The organism is Williamsia sp. 1135, from assembly GCF_002095395.1.
Classification (GTDB): Bacteria; Actinomycetota; Actinomycetes; order Mycobacteriales; family Mycobacteriaceae; genus Williamsia.
Genome location: NZ_MJEI01000079.1, coordinates 1 through 19,101 on the forward strand (window position 1 = coordinate 1; position 19,101 = coordinate 19,101).

General features: G+C 66.2%; 17 protein-coding genes. 9 read left to right on the forward strand and 8 right to left on the reverse strand.

The features are described from left to right. Both BFL43_RS08125 and BFL43_RS08130 read right to left on the reverse strand, forming a co-directional pair. A partial coding sequence (locus tag BFL43_RS08125) for a DUF222 domain-containing protein (protein ID WP_143695061.1) occupies positions 1–1,074 on the reverse strand: 1,074 nt, incomplete at its 3' end. Between the two features lie 84 nt (positions 1,075–1,158). Continuing rightward, positions 1,159–1,818: a GAP family protein gene (locus BFL43_RS08130; protein ID WP_084892067.1), complete on the reverse strand. Its 660-nt coding sequence runs from the start codon at positions 1,816–1,818 to the stop codon at positions 1,159–1,161. 185 nt (positions 1,819–2,003) lie between these two features. Here BFL43_RS08130 and BFL43_RS08135 point away from each other — a divergent pair, with 185 nt between their 5' ends. From BFL43_RS08135 to BFL43_RS08145, 3 genes are all read left to right on the forward strand, one after another. Then, positions 2,004–3,746, forward strand: a complete 1,743-nt coding sequence (locus tag BFL43_RS08135) for a SulP family inorganic anion transporter (RefSeq protein WP_206186642.1) — start codon at positions 2,004–2,006, stop codon at positions 3,744–3,746. A gap of 137 nt (positions 3,747–3,883) precedes the next feature. After that, positions 3,884–4,648 (forward strand): GAF and ANTAR domain-containing protein, encoded by a 765-nt coding sequence (locus tag BFL43_RS08140; RefSeq protein WP_084892068.1) that lies wholly within the window; start codon positions 3,884–3,886, stop codon positions 4,646–4,648. A 168-nt stretch (positions 4,649–4,816) separates the two neighbouring features. Further along, positions 4,817–5,440, forward strand: coding sequence for an ANTAR domain-containing protein (locus BFL43_RS08145; protein WP_084892069.1), 624 nt, complete (start codon positions 4,817–4,819; stop codon positions 5,438–5,440). Positions 5,441–5,444: 4 nt separating this feature from the next. Here the strand turns inward: BFL43_RS08145 and BFL43_RS08150 are convergent, their stop codons facing one another. Genes BFL43_RS08150 through BFL43_RS08160 form a run of 3 tightly spaced genes read right to left on the reverse strand, consistent with a single transcriptional unit; the run spans position 5,445 to position 8,238 of the window. Further along, positions 5,445–6,071, reverse strand: a complete 627-nt coding sequence (locus BFL43_RS08150; protein ID WP_084892070.1) for a histidine phosphatase family protein — start codon at positions 6,069–6,071, stop codon at positions 5,445–5,447. Beyond that, the gene (locus tag BFL43_RS08155; protein ID WP_084892071.1) at positions 6,068–6,667 is read right to left on the reverse strand and encodes a histidine phosphatase family protein; all 600 of its coding nucleotides are present in this window, start codon (positions 6,665–6,667) and stop codon (positions 6,068–6,070) included. The genes BFL43_RS08150 and BFL43_RS08155 overlap by 4 nt, the downstream gene beginning before the upstream one ends. Positions 6,668–6,693: 26 nt before the next feature. Further along, the gene (locus BFL43_RS08160) at positions 6,694–8,238 is read right to left on the reverse strand and encodes an AMP-binding protein (protein ID WP_084892072.1); all 1,545 of its coding nucleotides are present in this window, start codon (positions 8,236–8,238) and stop codon (positions 6,694–6,696) included. Positions 8,239–8,455: 217 nt separating this feature from the next. Between BFL43_RS08160 and BFL43_RS08165 the strand changes: the two genes are divergently transcribed. The 6 genes from BFL43_RS08165 to BFL43_RS08190 are packed head-to-tail and all read left to right on the forward strand — an operon-like array spanning position 8,456 to position 14,759. Further along, on the forward strand, positions 8,456–9,484 hold the full coding sequence (locus tag BFL43_RS08165) for a thiamine pyrophosphate-dependent dehydrogenase E1 component subunit alpha (RefSeq protein ID WP_240498138.1): 1,029 nt from the start codon (positions 8,456–8,458) through the stop codon (positions 9,482–9,484). 22 nt (positions 9,485–9,506) lie between these two features. Beyond that, positions 9,507–10,532: an alpha-ketoacid dehydrogenase subunit beta gene (locus BFL43_RS08170; protein ID WP_084892074.1), complete on the forward strand. Its 1,026-nt coding sequence runs from the start codon at positions 9,507–9,509 to the stop codon at positions 10,530–10,532. Between the two features lie 2 nt (positions 10,533–10,534). Then, the gene (locus BFL43_RS08175; RefSeq protein ID WP_084892075.1) at positions 10,535–11,935 is read left to right on the forward strand and encodes a dihydrolipoamide acetyltransferase family protein; all 1,401 of its coding nucleotides are present in this window, start codon (positions 10,535–10,537) and stop codon (positions 11,933–11,935) included. 7 nt (positions 11,936–11,942) lie between these two features. Next, on the forward strand, positions 11,943–12,344 hold the full coding sequence (locus tag BFL43_RS08180; protein ID WP_084892076.1) for an OB-fold domain-containing protein: 402 nt from the start codon (positions 11,943–11,945) through the stop codon (positions 12,342–12,344). Beyond that, positions 12,341–13,492 (forward strand): thiolase family protein, encoded by a 1,152-nt coding sequence (locus BFL43_RS08185; protein WP_084892077.1) that lies wholly within the window; start codon positions 12,341–12,343, stop codon positions 13,490–13,492. The genes BFL43_RS08180 and BFL43_RS08185 overlap by 4 nt, the downstream gene beginning before the upstream one ends. Positions 13,493–13,508: 16 nt before the next feature. After that, positions 13,509–14,759 (forward strand): acyl-CoA dehydrogenase family protein, encoded by a 1,251-nt coding sequence (locus tag BFL43_RS08190; protein ID WP_084892078.1) that lies wholly within the window; start codon positions 13,509–13,511, stop codon positions 14,757–14,759. A 7-nt stretch (positions 14,760–14,766) separates the two neighbouring features. Here the strand turns inward: BFL43_RS08190 and BFL43_RS08195 are convergent, their stop codons facing one another. The 3 genes from BFL43_RS08195 to BFL43_RS08205 are packed head-to-tail and all read right to left on the reverse strand — an operon-like array spanning position 14,767 to position 19,003. Beyond that, positions 14,767–15,837: an acyl-CoA dehydrogenase family protein gene (locus BFL43_RS08195; RefSeq protein ID WP_084892079.1), complete on the reverse strand. Its 1,071-nt coding sequence runs from the start codon at positions 15,835–15,837 to the stop codon at positions 14,767–14,769. Continuing rightward, entirely contained in the window at positions 15,834–18,380 is a 2,547-nt protein-coding gene (locus tag BFL43_RS08200; RefSeq protein ID WP_084892080.1) for a putative PEP-binding protein, read from the reverse strand. Before BFL43_RS08200 ends, BFL43_RS08195 begins: the two co-directional genes overlap by 4 nt. Then, positions 18,377–19,003 (reverse strand): hypothetical protein, encoded by a 627-nt coding sequence (locus tag BFL43_RS08205; protein ID WP_084892081.1) that lies wholly within the window; start codon positions 19,001–19,003, stop codon positions 18,377–18,379. Before BFL43_RS08205 ends, BFL43_RS08200 begins: the two co-directional genes overlap by 4 nt. Positions 19,004–19,101 lie beyond the last annotated feature (98 nt).

The following is a 19,101-nucleotide window of genomic DNA, read 5'->3' on the forward strand; positions in this document are numbered from 1 at the left end:
GGCGGCTTGGTCTTGGGCGTAGAGGTCGGCGTATTCGGCTTCGGCGCGTAGGTCGTGGTCGTTCCAGAGGGGTTGGGATTGTTCGTACTCGTTGCGCATCGGGCGCTGTTTGGTTTCGGGGCGTTCGGCGATGTCGCGGACATGTTCGGCGGAGATGATGCCGTGCCCTTGCAGGTAGCCGGGGTGGTCGGCGTCGCCGTTGACCGTTGCTTGGTCAGCGATGACGTGCAGGACCAGTTTCATATCGACGCCCGAGACCATCGTGTCTGCGGGCCATGTCCAGATGCTGGCTGTGCAGGGATGTTTGGGGTCTTTGGGGCACTCGCAGCTGAACTCGCGTCCCATCACCGTCGCGAAGAGGGCATCGGCCATTCGTTCGGCTTTGCGACGCGGATCGGCGTTGCACACCGACATCGCCAATTTCTCCAGGCGTTGCATGATGAGGTTGTTGGTCTCGGCGGATCCGACGGCGTCGAGCGCTGACATCCCGTCGCCGATGTTGTTGTTCCACACCCCACGACGTTTCTTGGCCTCTGTGCGGTTCTCCCTTACCAGGTCGGGGTCGCGGAGCATGATCATCGCATCGACCATGTCCCGGATCCGGTTGGTCGACCAGGATCCCCGGCGGCGTAGTTGGGCGGCGATGTCACGGTCGATATCGGCCATGTGCTCGGAGCCCTCGATCAGATCGGTGCGGGAGACGATCTGCGCGATGTGGTGGGCGGCGACGTGCCCTTCTTTCAGCAGTTGTTTGACGTGCGGGAGCCGGTCGCGCAGGGCCAGGGCTCGGGTCAGGTAGTGCTCGGCGCCTTGCTGGGTGATCTGCTGCGCCGCGGCCAGTTGCGCGGCGCAGACACTGAACGGGTCGACCGCCCGTAGCGCCACCGGGGTGTCCTCTAGGGGTGCGACGACCAGTTTGTGTAGTTGGGCGGCGCTGTCGTAGCGGACCCATTCGAAGTAGCTTTGCGCGGCGACCGACCGCTCGCAGTTGCGGAGCAACTCGTTGGGCCGCAGCCAGTTCGCGGGGCCGATACCGGCCACCCGCTGTACGTCGTAATCCCCACCCTCGAACATATGAGCGACTATGCCAGAGGGGTACGACAAGGCTGAATCCGTAGCCGTTTGCGCACCTGATCGTGCGCTCGCGCCATAGCCGGGTTACAGGCCGCCGATACCTTTGCCGATCAGTACCACGCCGATGACGAGTATCAGTACGGCCATGACTGTCGCGTTGTTCGTCTCGAGCCACTGTTTGAGCGCGTCGAGGGGTGCTCTCAATCGTTGTGCGGCAACCAGGTAGCCGATCACGGGGATCGCGACGGTAGACGCGGCGATCACGGTGAAGACGACGACAGAACCGATCTGCTGACCCACCGACAATGAGGCGCCACCAATCGTGACGCCGGCAGCCACACACATCAGGAGGTTCTTCGGGTTGATCGCTGCGAGCGCGAACGCGAGACCGAAACCCTTCGCGGCGGTGAGGTCGTCGATCGCGGCCATCCATTTCGGGGTGGCATGCTCGCTGGTGCGTCCACGCCACTGCCGCACGCCCACAGCCAACAGCAATGCGCCCAGAACAAGTTTGATCACCGACGCGGTGGTGGACGGACCGTCGTCGGACGTGCTGATGGCTCCGGCCAACGCTACGAAGATGCTGGTGGCGACCACGATCCCGGCCAGCCAACCGAGCGCGAACCCGACGCTGGTACTGCCCGCGCGTTTGGACAGCAGCATCAAGATGGCCGCGATGATGGGGATAGGGGAGACGGCCACACCGACCGCGAGCGGCAGGAGATCACCGATGACTGCGCCCATGTCTCGTGCTCCTTGGCTCGATCAGATCCAGCGTGAGTATTGGGGCCCGCAGGCGTTGGCCGAACGCACTCAATTTAACCCATACGGCTGGACATTGGGAGGCACTGTGCCGGGCGCGTACAGCTGTCGGATTCAGGTGCGGTGCGGCAAACTGATCAGTGGATGCCGGCGTGCGTTCATGCCAGGTGGAGCCGAGCGCGACGATTGCTGGAGGCTGGTCTGTGTTCACGTCTTTGCACCATTACCGCTCGGCGTACCTGAGACCGGATGTGGTTGCCGGGCTGACCGTGTGGGCGGTCCTGGTACCCGAAGCCCTGGCGTACGCGGCGATTGCCGGTGTCCCGGCGGTCGTCGGTCTGTATGCGGCTGTTCCGGCTCTGATCCTCTATGCCGCCGCCGGGAGCTCGCGGCATCTGGTGGTCGGGCCGATGTCGGCGACCGCGGCATTGTCAGCGGCCATCGTCGGACCGATCGCCGGAGACGATCCGCAGCTGTTTCTCGCCACCACGGTCGCGTTGTCGCTCGCCGCCGGTGTGGTGGCTCTGGTGGCCGGCGTCCTGCGAATGGGGTTTGTCGCCTCGTTCATCTCCGAACCGGTCCTCAAAGGGTTCATCGTCGGGCTCGCACTGACCATCATCATCGGACAGGTCCCCAAACTGTTCGGCGTACCAAAAGGGTCGGGGAACTTCTTCGAACAGACCGGTTCCTTCATCACCCATGTGACGGAATGGAATTGGCGCACCACGATCATCGGCGTCGCCAGCCTCGTCGTGGTGCTGGCGATCCGGCGGTGGCTCCCGCTGGTGCCCGGATCGTTGGTGGCGGTACTGGGCGGGATCGGTGCGGTATGGCTGTTGGGTCTCGAGGACAAGGGCGTCGCCATCGTCGGGCACATCGATCCGGGGCTGCCCTCGCTCGGATTACCCTCCGGGGTATCGATGGATCAGTACCTCGAATTGGTCGGTCCCGCAGTCGGGATCGTGCTGATCGGTTTCGCCGAGGGCCTGGGGGCTGCCAAGACCTACGCGGCCAAGGCCGGGTACACCGTCGATGCCAACAGGGAACTCTTCGGGCTCGGTGCGGCGAACATCGGATCGGGACTGTGTTCGGGCATGGTCGTCAACGGCAGTCTGTCGAAGACCGCGGTCAACGGGGGCGCAGGCGCCAAGACGCAGGTGAGCGGGCTCGTCGTCGCCGCGCTGACCGTCCTGACCTTGCTGCTGCTGACAGGCCTGTTCGAGAAATTGCCGGACGCGACACTTGCTGCTGTGGTGATCGCTGCGGTCATCGAGCTCGTCGACATCGCCGCGTTGCGGCGTCTGTACCGGGTCTGGACCACCCGGCTGGGCAGCATCTACGGCCGCGCCACCCGCGCCGATTTCATCGCTGCCCTGGCAGCGCTGTTCGGGGTGCTGATCTTCGACACCCTGCCCGGTCTGGTCATCGGCATCGCCGTGTCCATGCTGCTGTTGCTCTACCGGGTCTCGCGGCCACACGTGGCGACGTTGGTCAAAGACGGAACGCGGTGGGTGGAAGCGACCGACGACGTGGCCCGCCGGCACCTCGCAGGCGTGAAAGTTGTTCGCGTGGAGGCAGGACTGTTCTTCGCCAACGCCGACCATGTCCGTGACCAGATCGGCGCCCTGGCCGAGGCCGACACCCGCACAATCGTTCTCGATGCCGAAACATCACCGTTCGTCGATGTCAGTGCCGTGTCGATGCTCGTCGAACTCCATGGTGCCCTGGCCCACAAAGGAGTTTCGTTCCGGATCGCTCGCGACGTGGGCCAGTTCCGCGATGTCATCCACGCCGCTGCCCCGGATACTGACCTACAGATCTTCCCGACCGTCGCGCAGGCTCTGGCCGATGGGCCGCCGGGGAATTCCGGCCCGGCGGCCGCACCACAGCCGAACGATCGTGAGACTTAGCGCTACCGTGACCGCGTCGTCGTGGTGAGGTTGCGTACCTGTTCAGGCCGCTCACCTCGGCGAGGTGCTGCGCCTAGACTGACTGTGCGTTTCCGTTGTCCCCATGCGCCGCCGCGAACCAGAACAGGGTGCCACCAATGGCTGATCACGAACCGGATCTCTCGCAGACACCCGATGATCAAGAAGACCTGAACAGTGCGCTGACCGGGTTGTCGCAGCTGGCTACGGGATCGCTGTCTTTGGCCGATGCTCTCACTGCGGTAGCCGATTTCGCGGTCAGGGCCATTCCCGGTGCCGACGGCGCGGGGGTCACACTCTTACATGAGGACCGCCCCGATACCGTCGTGGCCAGCGCGTCGTTCGTCCGAGAAATCGATGATATCCAGTACAGCATCGGTCAGGGTCCGTGCATCTCCGCAGCCGCCACCGCCTCCACTGTCCGCTCAGGTTCGTTGGGTGGCGAGGCCCGGTGGCCTGCGTTCGGGCCTCGGGTGGGACGCCTCGGCGTGCACAGTGTGCTGTCGCTGCCGTTGATCACCGGTGACGAGGTCATCGGCGCGATGAACGTGTATGCGCACGCCAAAGACGCCTTCGATGAACGCGCAGCTGAGCTCGGTGAACTGTTCGCGGTGCCGGCCGCAGTCTCGGTGCAAAATGCCCGAGCTCTGGCCACGGCGGTCCTGCTGTCGCAGCGCCTGGAGAAGGCATTGACCAACCGCGCCGTCATCGATCAGGCCATCGGCATCCTGATCAGCCGTAGCGGATACAGCTCGTCGCAGGCCTTCGACGCGTTGCGCACCATCAGCCAGCAGGAAAACCGCAAACTCAACGAGATCGCCCGCTCGATCGTCGAGGACGCAGGCAAACGGGCCCGCGCCCGCCACCCCCACACCCCGCAGTGACGGGCAGCGAGGCCTGTTCACCAGCTCCTATGCGCGTAGGGTGAGGATGGCGATGCGCACCGGCCATGGGACCCGACCCACGTGCCGGCACCGCACTTCCGCACGCGCAGTCTGACGCGTTCGGACACGGGCACGATGATGGGTTGCTCGGGTCGCCCGGAGTACCCCGTGGACTCACCATCAGACGATCACCGCCCGCCGGCCAACCTGCATGCGGCGCTGCGCGAGTTGACCACAGCGCTCGACGAACCTGCCACCGACCTCGACGCGCTCCTGACCACCGTCCACGAGCACCTCACCGGGGCGGTGCCCTCATTGCTCTCGGCGTCTTTGACCGTGATCGTGGACGGCTACGACTTCAGCATCACCACACCCCCGCGCGCCGACACCTCGGCACCTGCGGGATCATCGCTGCTCATCCCTCTCACCAGCGCCATGCTCCACCCGACAACCACAGCACATCTGCTGCTCCGTGCGTCCACACCCGGCTCGCTGGTGGACCTCGCCGCCGATGGTGCGCACCTGCTCGGAATCGACCTCGCCGCACTGGATGTCGACAACCACCTCCATGGTGCACCGCCGGATCCGGAGTTGTCGCTGGACGACCGTGCGGTCATCGACTACGCCATCGGAATCCTCTACGAAAGCAACGCATTGGGCACAATCGCTGCTGCGCGGGCCGCCCTGCACCAGCTCGCCGACCGCGACCAGGTGACGGTGCACACCGCCGCAGCCCGGATCGTCGCTGACGTCAATCCGCAACCCCCCGGGCCGGGGGTCGACACAAGGTGAGCCGTCAGCGCAAATGCGCTGTCTCGTTCACCGATTCGATGACGAACCGGCCTGAGCGCATGACGGCGACGCGGCTCATCGACGTGTAGCCGGGGTTGAAGAAGAACGGCGACGGCGCTTGCAGGATGTCGGTGAGCAGGGTGTTGATGGCGCCACCGTGCGATGCGACGACCGTCAGTTGCCCGGGTGCCCGCTCCACGGCCGCGAGCACAGCAGCGCGCATCCGGGCCGCGAGCTCGACCTTGTCGTAGTCGGGGATGAAGTCGTCGAATCTTGCTTCTGCGAAGGCCTTTCCGCGGGGTGTCTCGGCGATGGCCTCCGGTGTGGAATAGGTGGTCCGGTCGCTGTCCCACTCTCGCAGCCGTTCGTCGACGAAGACGTCGAGGCCATGCGGCTCAGCCGCGAACAGCGCGGTCTCGTGGGCTCGGGTGTAGTGGCTGGAGACAACCTGCGCCACCGGTTCGGTGCGCAGCCAGTCACCCAGTCGCCTGGCCTGGCTGATGCCCTCGTCTCCGAGTCCCGGATCAGCTACGCCGAGATCGCCGGGGAGTCCGTGTCTGACCAGGATCACCCGGCTGGCGTTCGCCAGGGTGTCGGCGACAACGGCGCCTGCATCGACCACCTGTGTCATATCGTCACCGTGCCGCGCAGGTGTGCGGTGTCGTTGATCGAATCGACGATGACCACGCCGGAATCCAGCTTTTGCACCCGGGCGACCGAAGTATATGCGGGGTTGTGCCAGAACGTCTTCGGCATCTCCAGCACATCGGCGACGGCTGCGTTGATGATGCCTCCATGAGCCACCGCGACCACTCGACCGGATTCGTACCGGTCGAAGATCTGATCCAGGGCCGAGCGTGCGCGGGCCCGGAACTTCGGCAGGTTCAGGTCGGGGACGTATTCCTCGAATCGGCCGTCGCGCACCGCCGTCAGACGGGCGTCGTCGGGCGCCATGTCCTCGAGGGCCATGTAGTCCTCGGGGCTGATGTCGTCATCCCATTCTCGGAGGTCTTCGAGCACGAGGTCGACTCCGCGACCCATGCCCTCTGCGAGGGTCTCGGCAGTCTGGAGCGCGCGGGCCAGTGGGCTCGCGACGATGGCGTCGATCTGCTCGTGGCGAAGCCACGTGGCGAGCTTGCGGGCATCCGCGATCCCCTCGGGCGCCAGGGCAGGGTTACGCACCCGCGAGACGGGCTGGCCGTGCCGAACGAACAAAACCTCGATCATGAATGCCTTCCAGTGGTTTCGCCGATCTAGCCGGCGATGGTGCGATCGCTGCTCCAATAGGGAGCGCGCAATGCCTTCTTGTCGAGTTTGCCCATCACGTTACGGGCGAGTTCGTCGACGACGACGTACTTTTTGGGGCACTTGTACGACGCCATCGATTCCTTGGCGAACGCCTTCAATTCGTCGATGTCGAGGCTCGAGTCGGGTTCGGCGACGACAAGGGCGAGTAGGGCCTCGCCGAGATCCTCGTCGGGTACCCCGATGACCGCCACCTCGGAGACCGCGGGATGGGTCAGCAGGACTCGTTCGCTCTCGGCCGGATACAGATTGACGCCGCCCGAGACCACCATGTCCGCAACTCGATCGGTGATGAAGACGTAGCCGTCCTCGTCGACGTAGCCGACGTCGCCGAGGGTCGCGACACCGGGGAGGATGTATGCGGCAGCGGTCTTTTCGGGATCGGCGTGGTAGACAACGCTGCGCTCGGGCGGGGTGCGGAATCCGAGGATCCCCACTTCGCCGCGGCCGAGTTCGGTGCCGTCGGAGCCGACGACCACTGCCTCGAACGGCGCAGTAGCGCGACCGACGGAACGTGGATGCGCGAGCCACTCGACTGAATCGATGCGGCAGACCGAACCGATCTCGCTGCCGCCATAGGACTCGACCAGGATCGGTCCGAACCAATCGATCATCGCGCGCTTGACGTCCGCCGGGCAGGCGGAGCCCGTGTGGGCAACCCATTCGAGGCTCGTCACGTCGTACTCGGCGCGGGTCTCCGCGGGCAATGCCAGTAGACGCTGGAAGTGGGTCGGGACCATCAGAGTGGAAGTGACCCGATGGGTTTCGATCAGCGACAACGCGCGTTCGGCGTCGAACCGGCCCATGACGACAACCGGGCGTCCCGACAGCAGGTGCCGGATCGCGGTGAGCGGGCCGTTGTGCTGCAAGGGGCCGACCACCAGGTGGACGCCGGCCGGATAACCCGACCGGGCGGCCACCGCATCGGCGTACTCCTGGGCGGTGTCGACAGGAGCCGGTAACCAACGCACCTGCGTGCCGCGGGCGCGACCGGTGGTGCCGGATGTGTAGACCAGCGGTGGGCGGGCGGGCCGGTCGGTAGGACCGGTGGACGATGGGGCCTCGGCCGGGGTGACGACCTCCTGCCATGGCACGGTCCCGCCACTCACCTCGGCGTTGTGGACGATCACGGCTCGCAGGCCGGTCTTCTGGGCGGCGGCCACAGAGGACGCGAGGCCCAGCGGTCCCGTGACCAACGCGACCGCTCCGGAATCGAGCAGTTGATCGGCCATCTCGTCGGGCTTGAGCTGCCGGGACACCGCGACCGTCCCGACGCCGCGACCGATCGCGGCGGCATGGGTGAGCAGTGTTTCGATGGTGTTCTCACCGATCACCGCGACGCGCTCGTCGGGATCGGGAGCCAGTGCGATGAGGTGTTCGCCGAGCGCATCGAGGGCGTCCGCGGCCTCGGCCCACGTCAATGAGCTGTTGTCGTCGATCAGTGCAACCCCGCTGGGATCGGACACCGCCCGATCTCTGATTCGGTCGAGCATCGACTTTTCTCCTTCAAACGGTCCATGTCCGGGCCTATCGTGCGATTTACTGGACACCAAGTCAAGTAAGAAGCAGCCTGACCTCAGGCCTTAGTAACTTTATAGTGATTCTGCTTACATTGGGCTACAGTTGTGGTCCATACTGTAGAAGACGTAAACAAAGTCAGCCCGAACTTCGTCGCTGCATTGTTGGAAAACCAGAGAAGAGGTGCTCGTGGTGACTTCGACCGCGACAGACGCAACCCGTGAGGCCATCGAGCCCGTCGGATCGAACGACCCGACCCCGAGCCGCGAGGTGGTCCTGGACCTCCATCGCCGCATGGTCCGGATCCGACAGTTCGAGACCGAGGCCGGCCGCCTGATGGAAGGCGGCAAACTGCCCGGCTTCCTTCACCTGTATGTCGGTCAGGAGGCTGTGGCCGCCGGTGCGATGAGCAACCTGCGCGACACCGACCAGATCTCCTCGACCCACCGCGGACACGGACATGCCGTGGCCAAGGGCGCCCAGTTCCGGCAGATGTTCGCCGAGCTCTTCGGCCGGGTCGACGGCTACTGCAAGGGCCGCGGCGGCTCGATGCACATCAATGACCTCTCCATCGGCATGCTCGGCGCCAATGGCATTGTCGGCGGCGGTATCCCGATCGCCGTCGGCGCAGCCTTCGCCGCGAAGTACCGCGGTGAGGACACCGTCGCCATTCCGTTCTTCGGTGACGGCGCCAGCAACATCGGTGCTTTCCATGAGGCCGCCAACATGGCAGGCATCCTGAACCTCCCGGTCGTCTTCGTCTGCGAGAACAACGGATACGCCGAGTTCACCGCGCTGCGCGACCACATGAAACTCGAGAACGTGGCCGATCGTGCGCCGGCGTACGGGTTCCCGAGCGAGATCTGCGACGGCATGGACGCCATCGCGGTGCGCGCCGCGGTGGGCCGTGCCGTCGAGCGCGCCCGGAACGGTGGCGGCCCCACCCTGGTCGAGGCCAAGACCTACCGCTACTACGACCACCAGGGTGTCAAGGGTCTGCGCAAGACCTACCGCACCCAGGAAGAGGTCGAGGCGTGGAAAGAGCGTGACGCCATCAAATTGCTCGAGGCGCGGGCAGTGTCCGAGGGCCTCGTGACCGAAGGTGAGTTCGCGAACATCTGGGCCGAGGTCGACTCCGACATCGCCGAATCCGTCGCCTTCGCGGAGAACAGCCCGTTCCCGGACCTGGCCGACTTCGCCCTCAACGTCTACAGCGACTGAACCTCCCGAAAAGGCTGAATCAATGTCTACTGCAACTGAATTGACCGCACCCGCGGAGGCCGCCACGGCCCGGGTCACCACCTACGTCAAGGCGTACAACGAGGCCGTCGCGCAGACCATGCGTGAGAACGACGACGTCTTCGTCATCGGAGAGGACGTCGCGGGTTACGGCGGCGTCTTCCACATGTACGACGGATTGCTCGACGAGTTCGGTCCACGCCGGATGGTCGACACCCCGATCGCCGAGATGGGCCTGATCGGACTCGGTGTCGGAGCCGCCGCGCGCGGACTGCGCCCGGTCGTCGACATCATGTTCATGGACTTCCTGGCCGTCGCGCTCGACCAGGTCGTCAACCAGGCGGCCAAGATGAAGTTCATGTACGGCGGCGAGGTCAAGGTCCCGATGGTCATCGCCGTCGCCTACGGCGCCGGGGTCAGCGCGGGTGCCCAGCACTCGCAGAGCCTCGAGACCTGGCTGGCGCACACGCCCGGGCTCAAGGTCGTCATGCCGTCGAACGCCTACGACGCCAAGGGCCTGATGGTCGCTGCGGTGCGCGACGACAACCCCGTCATCTTCATGCTGAACAAAGTGCTGCTCGGCGCCCGCGGTGAGGTGCCCGAAGAGGTCTACGAAATTCCGCTCGGGCAGGCCGCGATTCCTCGCGAAGGCGACGACGTCACCATCGTGGCGTTCGGCCGCATGGTGGTCGAAGCCCTGAAGGCCGCCGACATCCTGGCCGAATCCGGCGTATCAGTCGAGGTCGTCGACCCGCGCTCGGTCCAGCCTCTCGACACCGCGGCGATCGTGAAGTCGGCGTCGAAGACAAATCGCATCCTCGTGGTCCACGAGGCGGTGACCTTCGGTGGCATCGGTGCCGAGGTAGCGGCTCAGATCCAGGAAGAGGCGTTCGACTACCTCGACGCCCCGGTCCTGCGCATCGGTGCCCCGTTTACGCCCGTGCCGTTCAGCACACCGCTCGAGAAGGCCTACGTGCCCGACGCCGACCGCATCGTCGCCGGAGCGCGCCGTCTGCTCGAAAGGGGCTGACCGTGGCACAGCAGATCGTGCTGCCGAAGCTGGGGCTCACGATGCAGGAAGGCGTGATCGGCGAATGGCTGGCCACCCCGGGACAGCGCATCGGTATGGGTGATGTGCTCCTGCGACTCGAGACCGACAAGGTCGAGGTCGATGTGGAAGCCGAGGCCGAGGGATTTCTGGCCACGAACGCCAACGCCGGTGACGTACTGCCGGTCGGAGCTGTGATCGGCTGGTTGCTCGGCGAGGGTGAACAGGCGCCCGACGGCGCCTCGGCCGCGGTTACCGAAGACGTGGTCGCCCCCGAGGCAGAAGAAGTCGCCGCACCCACTGTTGCAGCGGTCGCCGGAGACGGCTCCCGCATCAAGTCGTCGCCGAACGCTCGTCGCGTGGCAGCGGCATCGAACGTCGATCTCGCGACAGTCCGTGGCACCGGCCCCGGTGGACGCATCGTCTCCGAAGACGTCGAAGAGTTCCTCGCAGCAGCGCCGGCAGCGGAACCTGTTGCCGCCGCGGCTCAACCGCTGGGCGACTGCGCAGGCCAGTTCGTCGGACCACTGGTCCGTCGGCGGGCCGCAGAACTCGGCGTGGACCTGGCGCAACTCGTCGGCACCGGCATCGGTGGACGCATCACCAAGGCCGATGTCGAGGGCGCAGCGGGTACGACGGCGGCTCCCGCAGCTGTTGCCGCACCGACGGCGACGCCGGTCGCCGGACCGCAACCGGGCGAGGTCATCCCGTTGACCGGCATGCGGGGAGCTATCGCCCGCAACATGGTCGACAGCCTGCAGACCATGGCGCAGCTCACCCACGGTTACGAGGCGGACGTGACCGCGCTGGTCGCGGCGCGTGCACAGCTGAAGGCGGAGTCCGCCGACATCGGTGCGAAAACGCCGAGTCTCAACGACTTCATCATCAAGGCGGTCGCCGTTGCGCTGCAGCAGCATCCACTGTTGAACGCAGGCATCGCGGACGACACGATCACCCTCTTCGAAGAGATCAACATCGGTGTCGCAGTCGCGGTCGAGGGTGGACTCATTGTTCCGGTCGTCCGGGATGCCGATGCGCTGTCGATCGGTGATATCGCCGGCCGCACAGCTGCGCTGGCGACAGGTGCTCGCACCGGAAAGCTTGCGATGGCCGTCATGGAAGGTGCGACGTTCTCCGTCAGCACCCTCGGTGCCTTCGGTGTCGACTTCTTCACGCCGGTCATCAACCCGGGCAACGTGGCGATCCTCGGTGTCGGACGGGTGAAGGACGGATTCCGCTGGGAAGGCGAGACTCCGGTGAAGACCCAGGTCCTCACCCTGAGCCTGACGTTCGATCACCGGGCTGTCGACGGCGCTCCCGCGGCGGAGTTCCTGCGCACCCTCAGCGCCGTGCTGTCGCGACCACTGAGCCTGTTGGTCGGGTAGGTACGTCATGGATTCGGTCGCCGTCGACGAAACCTTGTTCGCACAACTCGATCCACCTCTGTTGTCCGGAAGCGGCTGTGCCGAATGTGGTGTGGTGGTCTTTCCGGCCGCGCAGCGGTGTCCTGGTTGCGCGGGGGTCGACGTCGTCCGGCAGGCGTTGCCCGGGCGGGGCACGGTGTGGACCTGGACGCGGCAGTCGTTCGCCCCGAAGCCACCGTTCGAGGCGCCTGCATCCGGTTTCGAACCGTTTGTCGTCGGCTACGTCGACCTCGGCTCGGTGCTGGTCGAATCCAGGATCGTCGGCGAGGTCGCGATCGGCGACCAGGTCGAACTGTGTCTGCTCGACGTCAGTGATACCGAGTTCACCTTTGCGTTCGAGAAGGTCTCGCCCGACAGGGTTGCGTCGTGAGCAACGAGGACATCTACATCGTCGGAGCCGGCATGCACGCCTTCGGGCGGCATGACGGGGTCAGCGGCATGGACATGGGTGAGCACGCGCTGCGGGCCGCGCTCGCAGATGCCGGTATCACCTGGTCCGAGGTCGACGCGGCGGTCGGTGGCAGCAACGTGTCCGGCAAGCCGGACTCGCTGGTCTCACGACTCGGCCTGACCGGTATCCCGTTCACCACGGTCAAGAACGGTTGTGCCACCGGCGGAGTCGCGCTGTCGACGGCCGCGGACATGCTCGCGGCGCGCCGCGCAGACGTGGTGGCGGTCGTGGGCTTCGACAAACACCCGCGGGGGGCGTTCGGTTCCGACCCGGCGGCCTACGGACTGGGTCAGTGGTACGCCCGTACCGGGATGATGGTCACCACCCAATACTTCGCGATGAAGACGCGTCGGTATTTCCACGAGCACGGACTCGACGAGCATGCCCTCGCGGCGGTCTCTGAACGTGCCTTCGCGAACGGGGCCGCGCATCCGAAGGCCTGGCGCCGCAAACCCCTGACCGCGCAGCAGGTCCTCGACTCCGCGCCTGTCAATGACCCGCTCACCCAATACATGTTCTGCTCGCCCGGTGAAGGCGGCGTCGGCCTGATCCTGGCCCGCGGAGACCGAGCGCATGATCTGTGCGACAAGCCGATTCGCCTTGCTGCCGTGGAGGTGCGGACCCGACGCTTCGGGTCGTTCGAGGTGTTCTCACCCTGGCTGCACACCGAACCCGTGCACAGTCCGAGCATCGACGCCGCTGCCGCGGCCTTCGCGAGTGCGGGTGTGAGCCCGTCAGACGTGCAGGTTGCCCAGCTCCAGGACACCGACTCGGGGTCCGAGATCATCCACATGGCCGAGACCGGGCTGTGCGCCCACGGCGACCAGGGCAAGCTCCTCGCAAGCGGGGCAACCCGTTTCGACGGCGACCTGCCCATCAACACCGATGGCGGTTGCCTGGCAGGCGGTGAGCCGATCGGCGCCTCCGGTCTGCGACAGGTCCACGAAGTGGTCCGGCAACTGCAGGGCCGGGCCGCAGGCAACCAGGTACCGGGTGGTCCACGGGTCGGGTTCACCCACGTCTATGGCGCTCCCGGGCTCTCGGCGTGCACGGTGCTGACGGTTTGAGTATGAAAGGCATGTCGTGACTCGAACACTCGGTGTGGTTCCCGAATTGGCCACTTTTCAAGAAGAAGTGCGAACGTGGCTGGCCAGTATTCTGGCGCCTCGACCGGCCCCGTCGCCGGACGACCGGCCCGACCTCGCGGTCTTTCGGAACCTGTCGGATGACGACGAGCTGTCGTTGCTGAACGCGGTCCGTGACTATCGCAGACAGCGCTTCGACGCCGGCTACGGTGCGGTGACGTTGTCGGTCGAACACGGCGGACGGGGGTTGCCGGCCTCGTTCGCGTCCGCGATCGCCCAGGCCGAGCGCGATTTCGATGTGCCACCCTCTACCGAATTGATCAGCGTCACCACGGGTCTGGTCGGCCCTGCCGTCGCGATGTTCGGTTCCGATGATCAGCGCGCTGCCTACGCGAACCCGTTGCTGCGTACCGACCTGCTGGCCTGCCAGCTCTTCAGCGAGCCCGGAGCGGGATCCGATCTGGCGGCCCTAAGCTGCCGCGGCGTCCGTCAGGGCGACGAGTGGGTGTTCAACGGACAGAAGGTGTGGTCGTCGGGGGCCCGGTTCGCCGACCTCGGCATGTTGCTGGCCCGCACCGACCCGGATGTGCCCAAGCACAAGGGCATCACCGCATTTCTGATCCCGCTCGACGCCGAGGGCGTCGAGATCAGACCCATCCGCCAGATGAGCGGGGGCGCATCGTTCAACGAGGTGTTCCTCCACGACGTGCGCGTCCCCGACAGCATGCGGCTCGGTGAGGTAGGACAGGGCTGGAAGGTCGCCGGTGCCACGTTGGCGTTCGAGCGGACCGCGTCCGGTTCGGTCACCCGGAAGAAGGGTGGCTCGGTTGCAGAACTCGTCGCGTTGGCACAGTCACTGGGCGTCTCGGACGATCGGCTCGTTCGTCAGGACATCGCCGATGTCTACATCCGCTCCGAACTTCGTGCCGCCACGGCGGATCGGGTGGCTCGCGCCGCCGCAGCGGGCATCTCGCCAGGGCCTGCGGCGTCGGTCGGCAAACTGATGGCGTCGGACGTATTGGGCAAGATCGGCGAGATCGCGGCAGATCTGCTGGGCAACAACATCACCGCGTCGGTCGACTCAGACCAGTTCGCCTGGACCGAGCATCTGCTGGGGAGCCCCGGTTACCGGCTGGCAGGCGGCACCGATCAGATCCAGCGCAACATCATCGGCGAACGGGTGCTCGGCCTTCCGCCGGAGCCTCGCGAAAACCGCGATCAGCCTTGGTCGCAGCGCGACAAGCGCTGACCCGGGGTTACCAGGCGAGGGCGGCGGCCAGTCGCTCACGGTGGAGCGCAGTGCCGCCGAAGAGCTGGGCGTCGGCGCGGGCGCGTCGAAAGTACAGATGGCAGTGGTGTTCCCAGGTGAAGCCGATACCACCATGGAGTTGGACCGCCTCGGCGCTGACGGTCCGGTAGGCATCGCTGCACCAGGCCTGAGCCACCGCACTTGCCTCCACGAGATCGTCGGCCTCCACCGCGCGGGTGACGGCTGATCTGCTCGATTCGACGAGCACCAGCAGGTCGGCGAGGGTGTGCTTGACGGCCTGGAAGCTGCCGATCTCGCGTCCGAATTGCCGACGTTCTTTCACGTACTCGACTGTCCGGTCCAGACTCGCCTGCGCCCCGCCGAGCTGTTCCGCGGCGAGCACGATGCAGGCGACCTCGAATGCGGGAAGTACTGCGGCAGAGGCCGTTCCACCGGTGGTCAAGCGTGTCCCGGAGACGTCGGTCAGCGTGACCGACCCCTGACCGCGGGACAGGTCCAGGGTTTCGAGCGGAACGACGGCAGCGCCGGGTGCGGCCGAATCGACCAGGAACACGTCGGGACCGTCAGGAGTGTCCGCAGGGATGACCAACCAACGAGCGCCGGCGGAGCCGAGAACGGCGGGCGCGTGGCCGGTGAGCGACCACGAACCGCCCCGATCAGCAGCGGTGAACACCAGATCGTCCGGCGTCCACCAACCCTGGCGATTCAGTCCGACGAACGCGGCCGGAACTCCCTCGGCGATCTCGGAGAGGGCGTCGTCTGCACCGCCGGCGTTGACGAGTACCTGACCCGCGAAGACTGTCGACAGGAATGGCACGGGCACCAGCGCGGCGCCGAGCTCCTCGGCAACCACGGCGAGTTCGGCCAACCCACCGATTCCACCGCAGGATTCGGGCAGGCCCAGTGCTCCGACGCCGATCTGCTCGGCCAGGACGGACCAGGCCGTGGAATCCCACCCCGGGCCGGAGGGATCCAGCGAGCGACACAGATCCGGGCCCCCGAGATCGGCTGCTGCAGAACGGACCGCGGCCCGTAGGTCGTCCAGTTCAGTACTCATCGACCACTTTCGAGAGTTGCGTGTGCGGCGGCAAGCCGTGCGACGGGAACCCGACGAGGCGAACACGAGACGTAGTCGAGGCCGATGGAGTTGAGGAACGAGATCGACGCCGGGTCACCGCCGTGTTCACCGCAGACCCCGAGCTTCACGCTCGGCCGGGCCTCGCGGGCCCGCTCTGCCGCCATGGCGACCAGCGCACCGACGCCGTCGGGATCCAGGACGGCGAACGGGCTGTCGGTGAGCAACCCGTGGTCGAGATAGTGGGCAAGCATGGTCTTTTCGACGTCGTCGCGGGAGAAACCGTAGGTCAGCTGAGTCAGATCGTTGGTCCCGAAGGACAGGAACTCCGCATCGGCGGTCAGCGATGCGGCGAGCAGGGCGGCGCGTGGGGTCTCGACCATGCTGCCCACCAGGTAGGGCACCTTGACGCCGGTGTCCGCGGCCACGGTCGCGGCTGCGCTGTCCACCTGTGTGATGGCCTTGCTGAGCTCACCGGGAAGCGAGATCAGAGGAATCATGACCTCGAGTATCGGCGAGATCCCCTCGGCGTTGACGGTCACCCAGGCGCGGAACAGCGCTTCGGCCTGCGCGGGATACAGCCGTTGCTGGACCATGGCGAAGCGGACGCCCCGCAGGCCCAGCATCGGGTTGGATTCGTGTGTCTCCGCGGCTCTTTCGGCCTGGGCGGCATCGCGGTACTGGCCGTCGGCCGGCAAGAACTCGTGCAGTGGAGCGTCGAGTAGCCGCACGGTGATGGGACGATCGCCGACCACTCGCAACAGGTCGGTGAAGTCCGACTGTTGCGCGGTGGTCAGGGCCGCGATGGCCTCGATCTCCTCGGCCTCCGACTCGGCGAGAACCAGACGCTGCACCAGCGGCAGCTGGTCGCCCATGAACTGATGTTCGGTGCGGCACAACCCGATTCCCTCGGCGCCGAGCCGGAATGCGGTGGCGGCGTCTTCGGCGTTGTCGGCGTTGGTGCGGATACCGAGCTCACGGATCTCGTCTGCCCAGCCGAGCAGGACCTCGAGTTCGGGCGACGGTTCCGCAGGACGGATCATCACTGCTCCGGCGTAGATGTCGCCGGTCCGTCCGTTGACAGAGACGACGTCGCCCTCGGACATGGTGACGCCGTTCGCGGTCACGGTGCGTGCAGTCAGATCGATGCGCAAAGACGTGGCACCGCAGACCGCCGGCCGTCCGGCGCCGCGCGCGACGACCGCGGCATGGGAGGCAAGGCCTCCGTTGGAGGTGACGACTGCGGTCGCTGCCAGCAAGGCGGGTACATCGGCAGGACTGGTCTCGGAGGCGACGAGGATGACGTCCCTGCCCTGGCCGGCCAGCTGGAGCGCGCGTTCACTCGACAGCGCGACCTCGCCGATCGCGGCACCGGGAGATGCCGGCAGGCCCTGGGCGAGGAGTTGCTCGTTGCCGCTGAGCTTGAGCTGGGCATGGAGCAGGTCCTGCATGAGGTCCGGTTCGAGCATCCGGACGGCTTCACTGCGCTCGATCGAGTGGTTGCCCGCCAGATCGACAGCAAGATTGGTGACGGCACGAGGGCCGGGATGTTCGCGGGCACCCGCGCTGAGGAGGGCGAGTTGCCGGTCGCGGACCTCGAACTCGACCTCTGCGACACCACGCAGGTGAGGTTCGAGGGTCGCGAAGATCTGATCGAGGATCGTGACACCGCCGGGGACCTGGCCGAGAGGTTCGCCGGGGCCGGGATTGGGATCGGTACGCCGGACGCCGAGATGGAAAACGCCATGCGGCGCGTACTTCCCGGTCTCCAGGTCACGGCTGATCGCCGAGCCGTAGCCTGACTCGTTCCATGAGCCCAGACGCAGAGCACGAACGTGGAGCGCGATACCGAGATCGTCGGGAAGTGACAGCGCTTTGCGTGCCCGCTGGCCGCGCGGGGAGGCCCAGCGGGCGAGCATGGCCTTCGCCGCGAGTCCGAGTTGCTCGGCCGGGTCGGCTGGGTAGGGAGCGCCTGTGGTCTCTTCGATCAGTTGCAGGAGGGCCGGGACCCGGGCGCGGCTGTCGGGGTGGTCGTCGTCGAGATCGTCGAGATCATCCACGTCGATGTCCAGCGCGCCTTCGGCGACGAAGCGCAGATTCGCGGCCCAGGAGTCGTAGATGTCGCGGTCGCGGCCGATGACCTCGACCAAGGCGTCGATGTTGCGGTTCGACAACCCGATGACAGAAATCGCGGGCGGCAGAGCGGACACCGGAACCGGTGCGCTGCAGCGAAGGTGCATCAGCATCGGACGACGCTCGGTGCGGGTGGCAGGCCAGATCCCGCGGACGGCGAGCTTTTCCACCAGGTCGATGGCGATGTTCGCGGTCTCCCGGTTCTCGAGGCCGCTGCCGGATCCGATCGGAACGGTCAGGCCCGGGACCACCGGGAGGCCGAGTGCGACCAGGTTGTCCATCTCGACGCCGTGAACACCCAGCACATCGGCACCGAGCCCACGGGCGCGCCCCTGTCCGTAGGGGACCGCTGCGCGAGTGAACGAATGAACAGAGTTGTCGGACAGAGTCATTCCGCGCTGCCAGCGACGAGCTTCTCTTCGAGGGCTTCGTCCTCGGCGCGGGTGACGCCGAGCATCATCAGCACGTGCTGGTGCAGCCACATCCAGACGGTGTGGTAGCCGTCGGTCAGCGGCGAGGTGAGGGACGCGGTGTCGCCACCGTCGAAGCGCTCGAGGGCGACATTGAGCTGATCCCGATATGCGAGGAGGTCCGCGGACTGCTTACCTGCCCGCCGGAGCATCTTCGACACGTCGGTGTGGATGTCGTCGAGCTGATCGCGGATCCGGGCGTCGTATTGCGCGTCCGAGTGATCGTTGGCCGAACCGTCCGGTCGGCACTGCCACGCCGTGCACAGCTCACGCAGGCGCCGGTTGACAGGCAGGAACGCGTGCAGGAAATCGTTGACGGCCTTCTCTTCGTCGCTGCCCTCCGGCAATCGGACGAGTGCGCCGGCCGCGCTGATCCCGGCGGGGGTCGGCATCACCATCGGGCCCTTGGCGACGGCGTCCCCGGCGTCGATCACCAACTGCAGCTCGGGTGAGACCGGGCCGCGGAACATCCCCTTGACCACGAGACCGACCAATTCGCTCGATGCGGTGGCCGACGTGGATGTGTTGATCGCGAGGTCGTTCATGGTGCTCCTCGAATGGTTCTCGGGTCCCGGGATCGGGAAGTGCGTCGGCGGTGACTGATGCACCACCTCAGCCGGACTGTGACGGTGCTCATAACCTA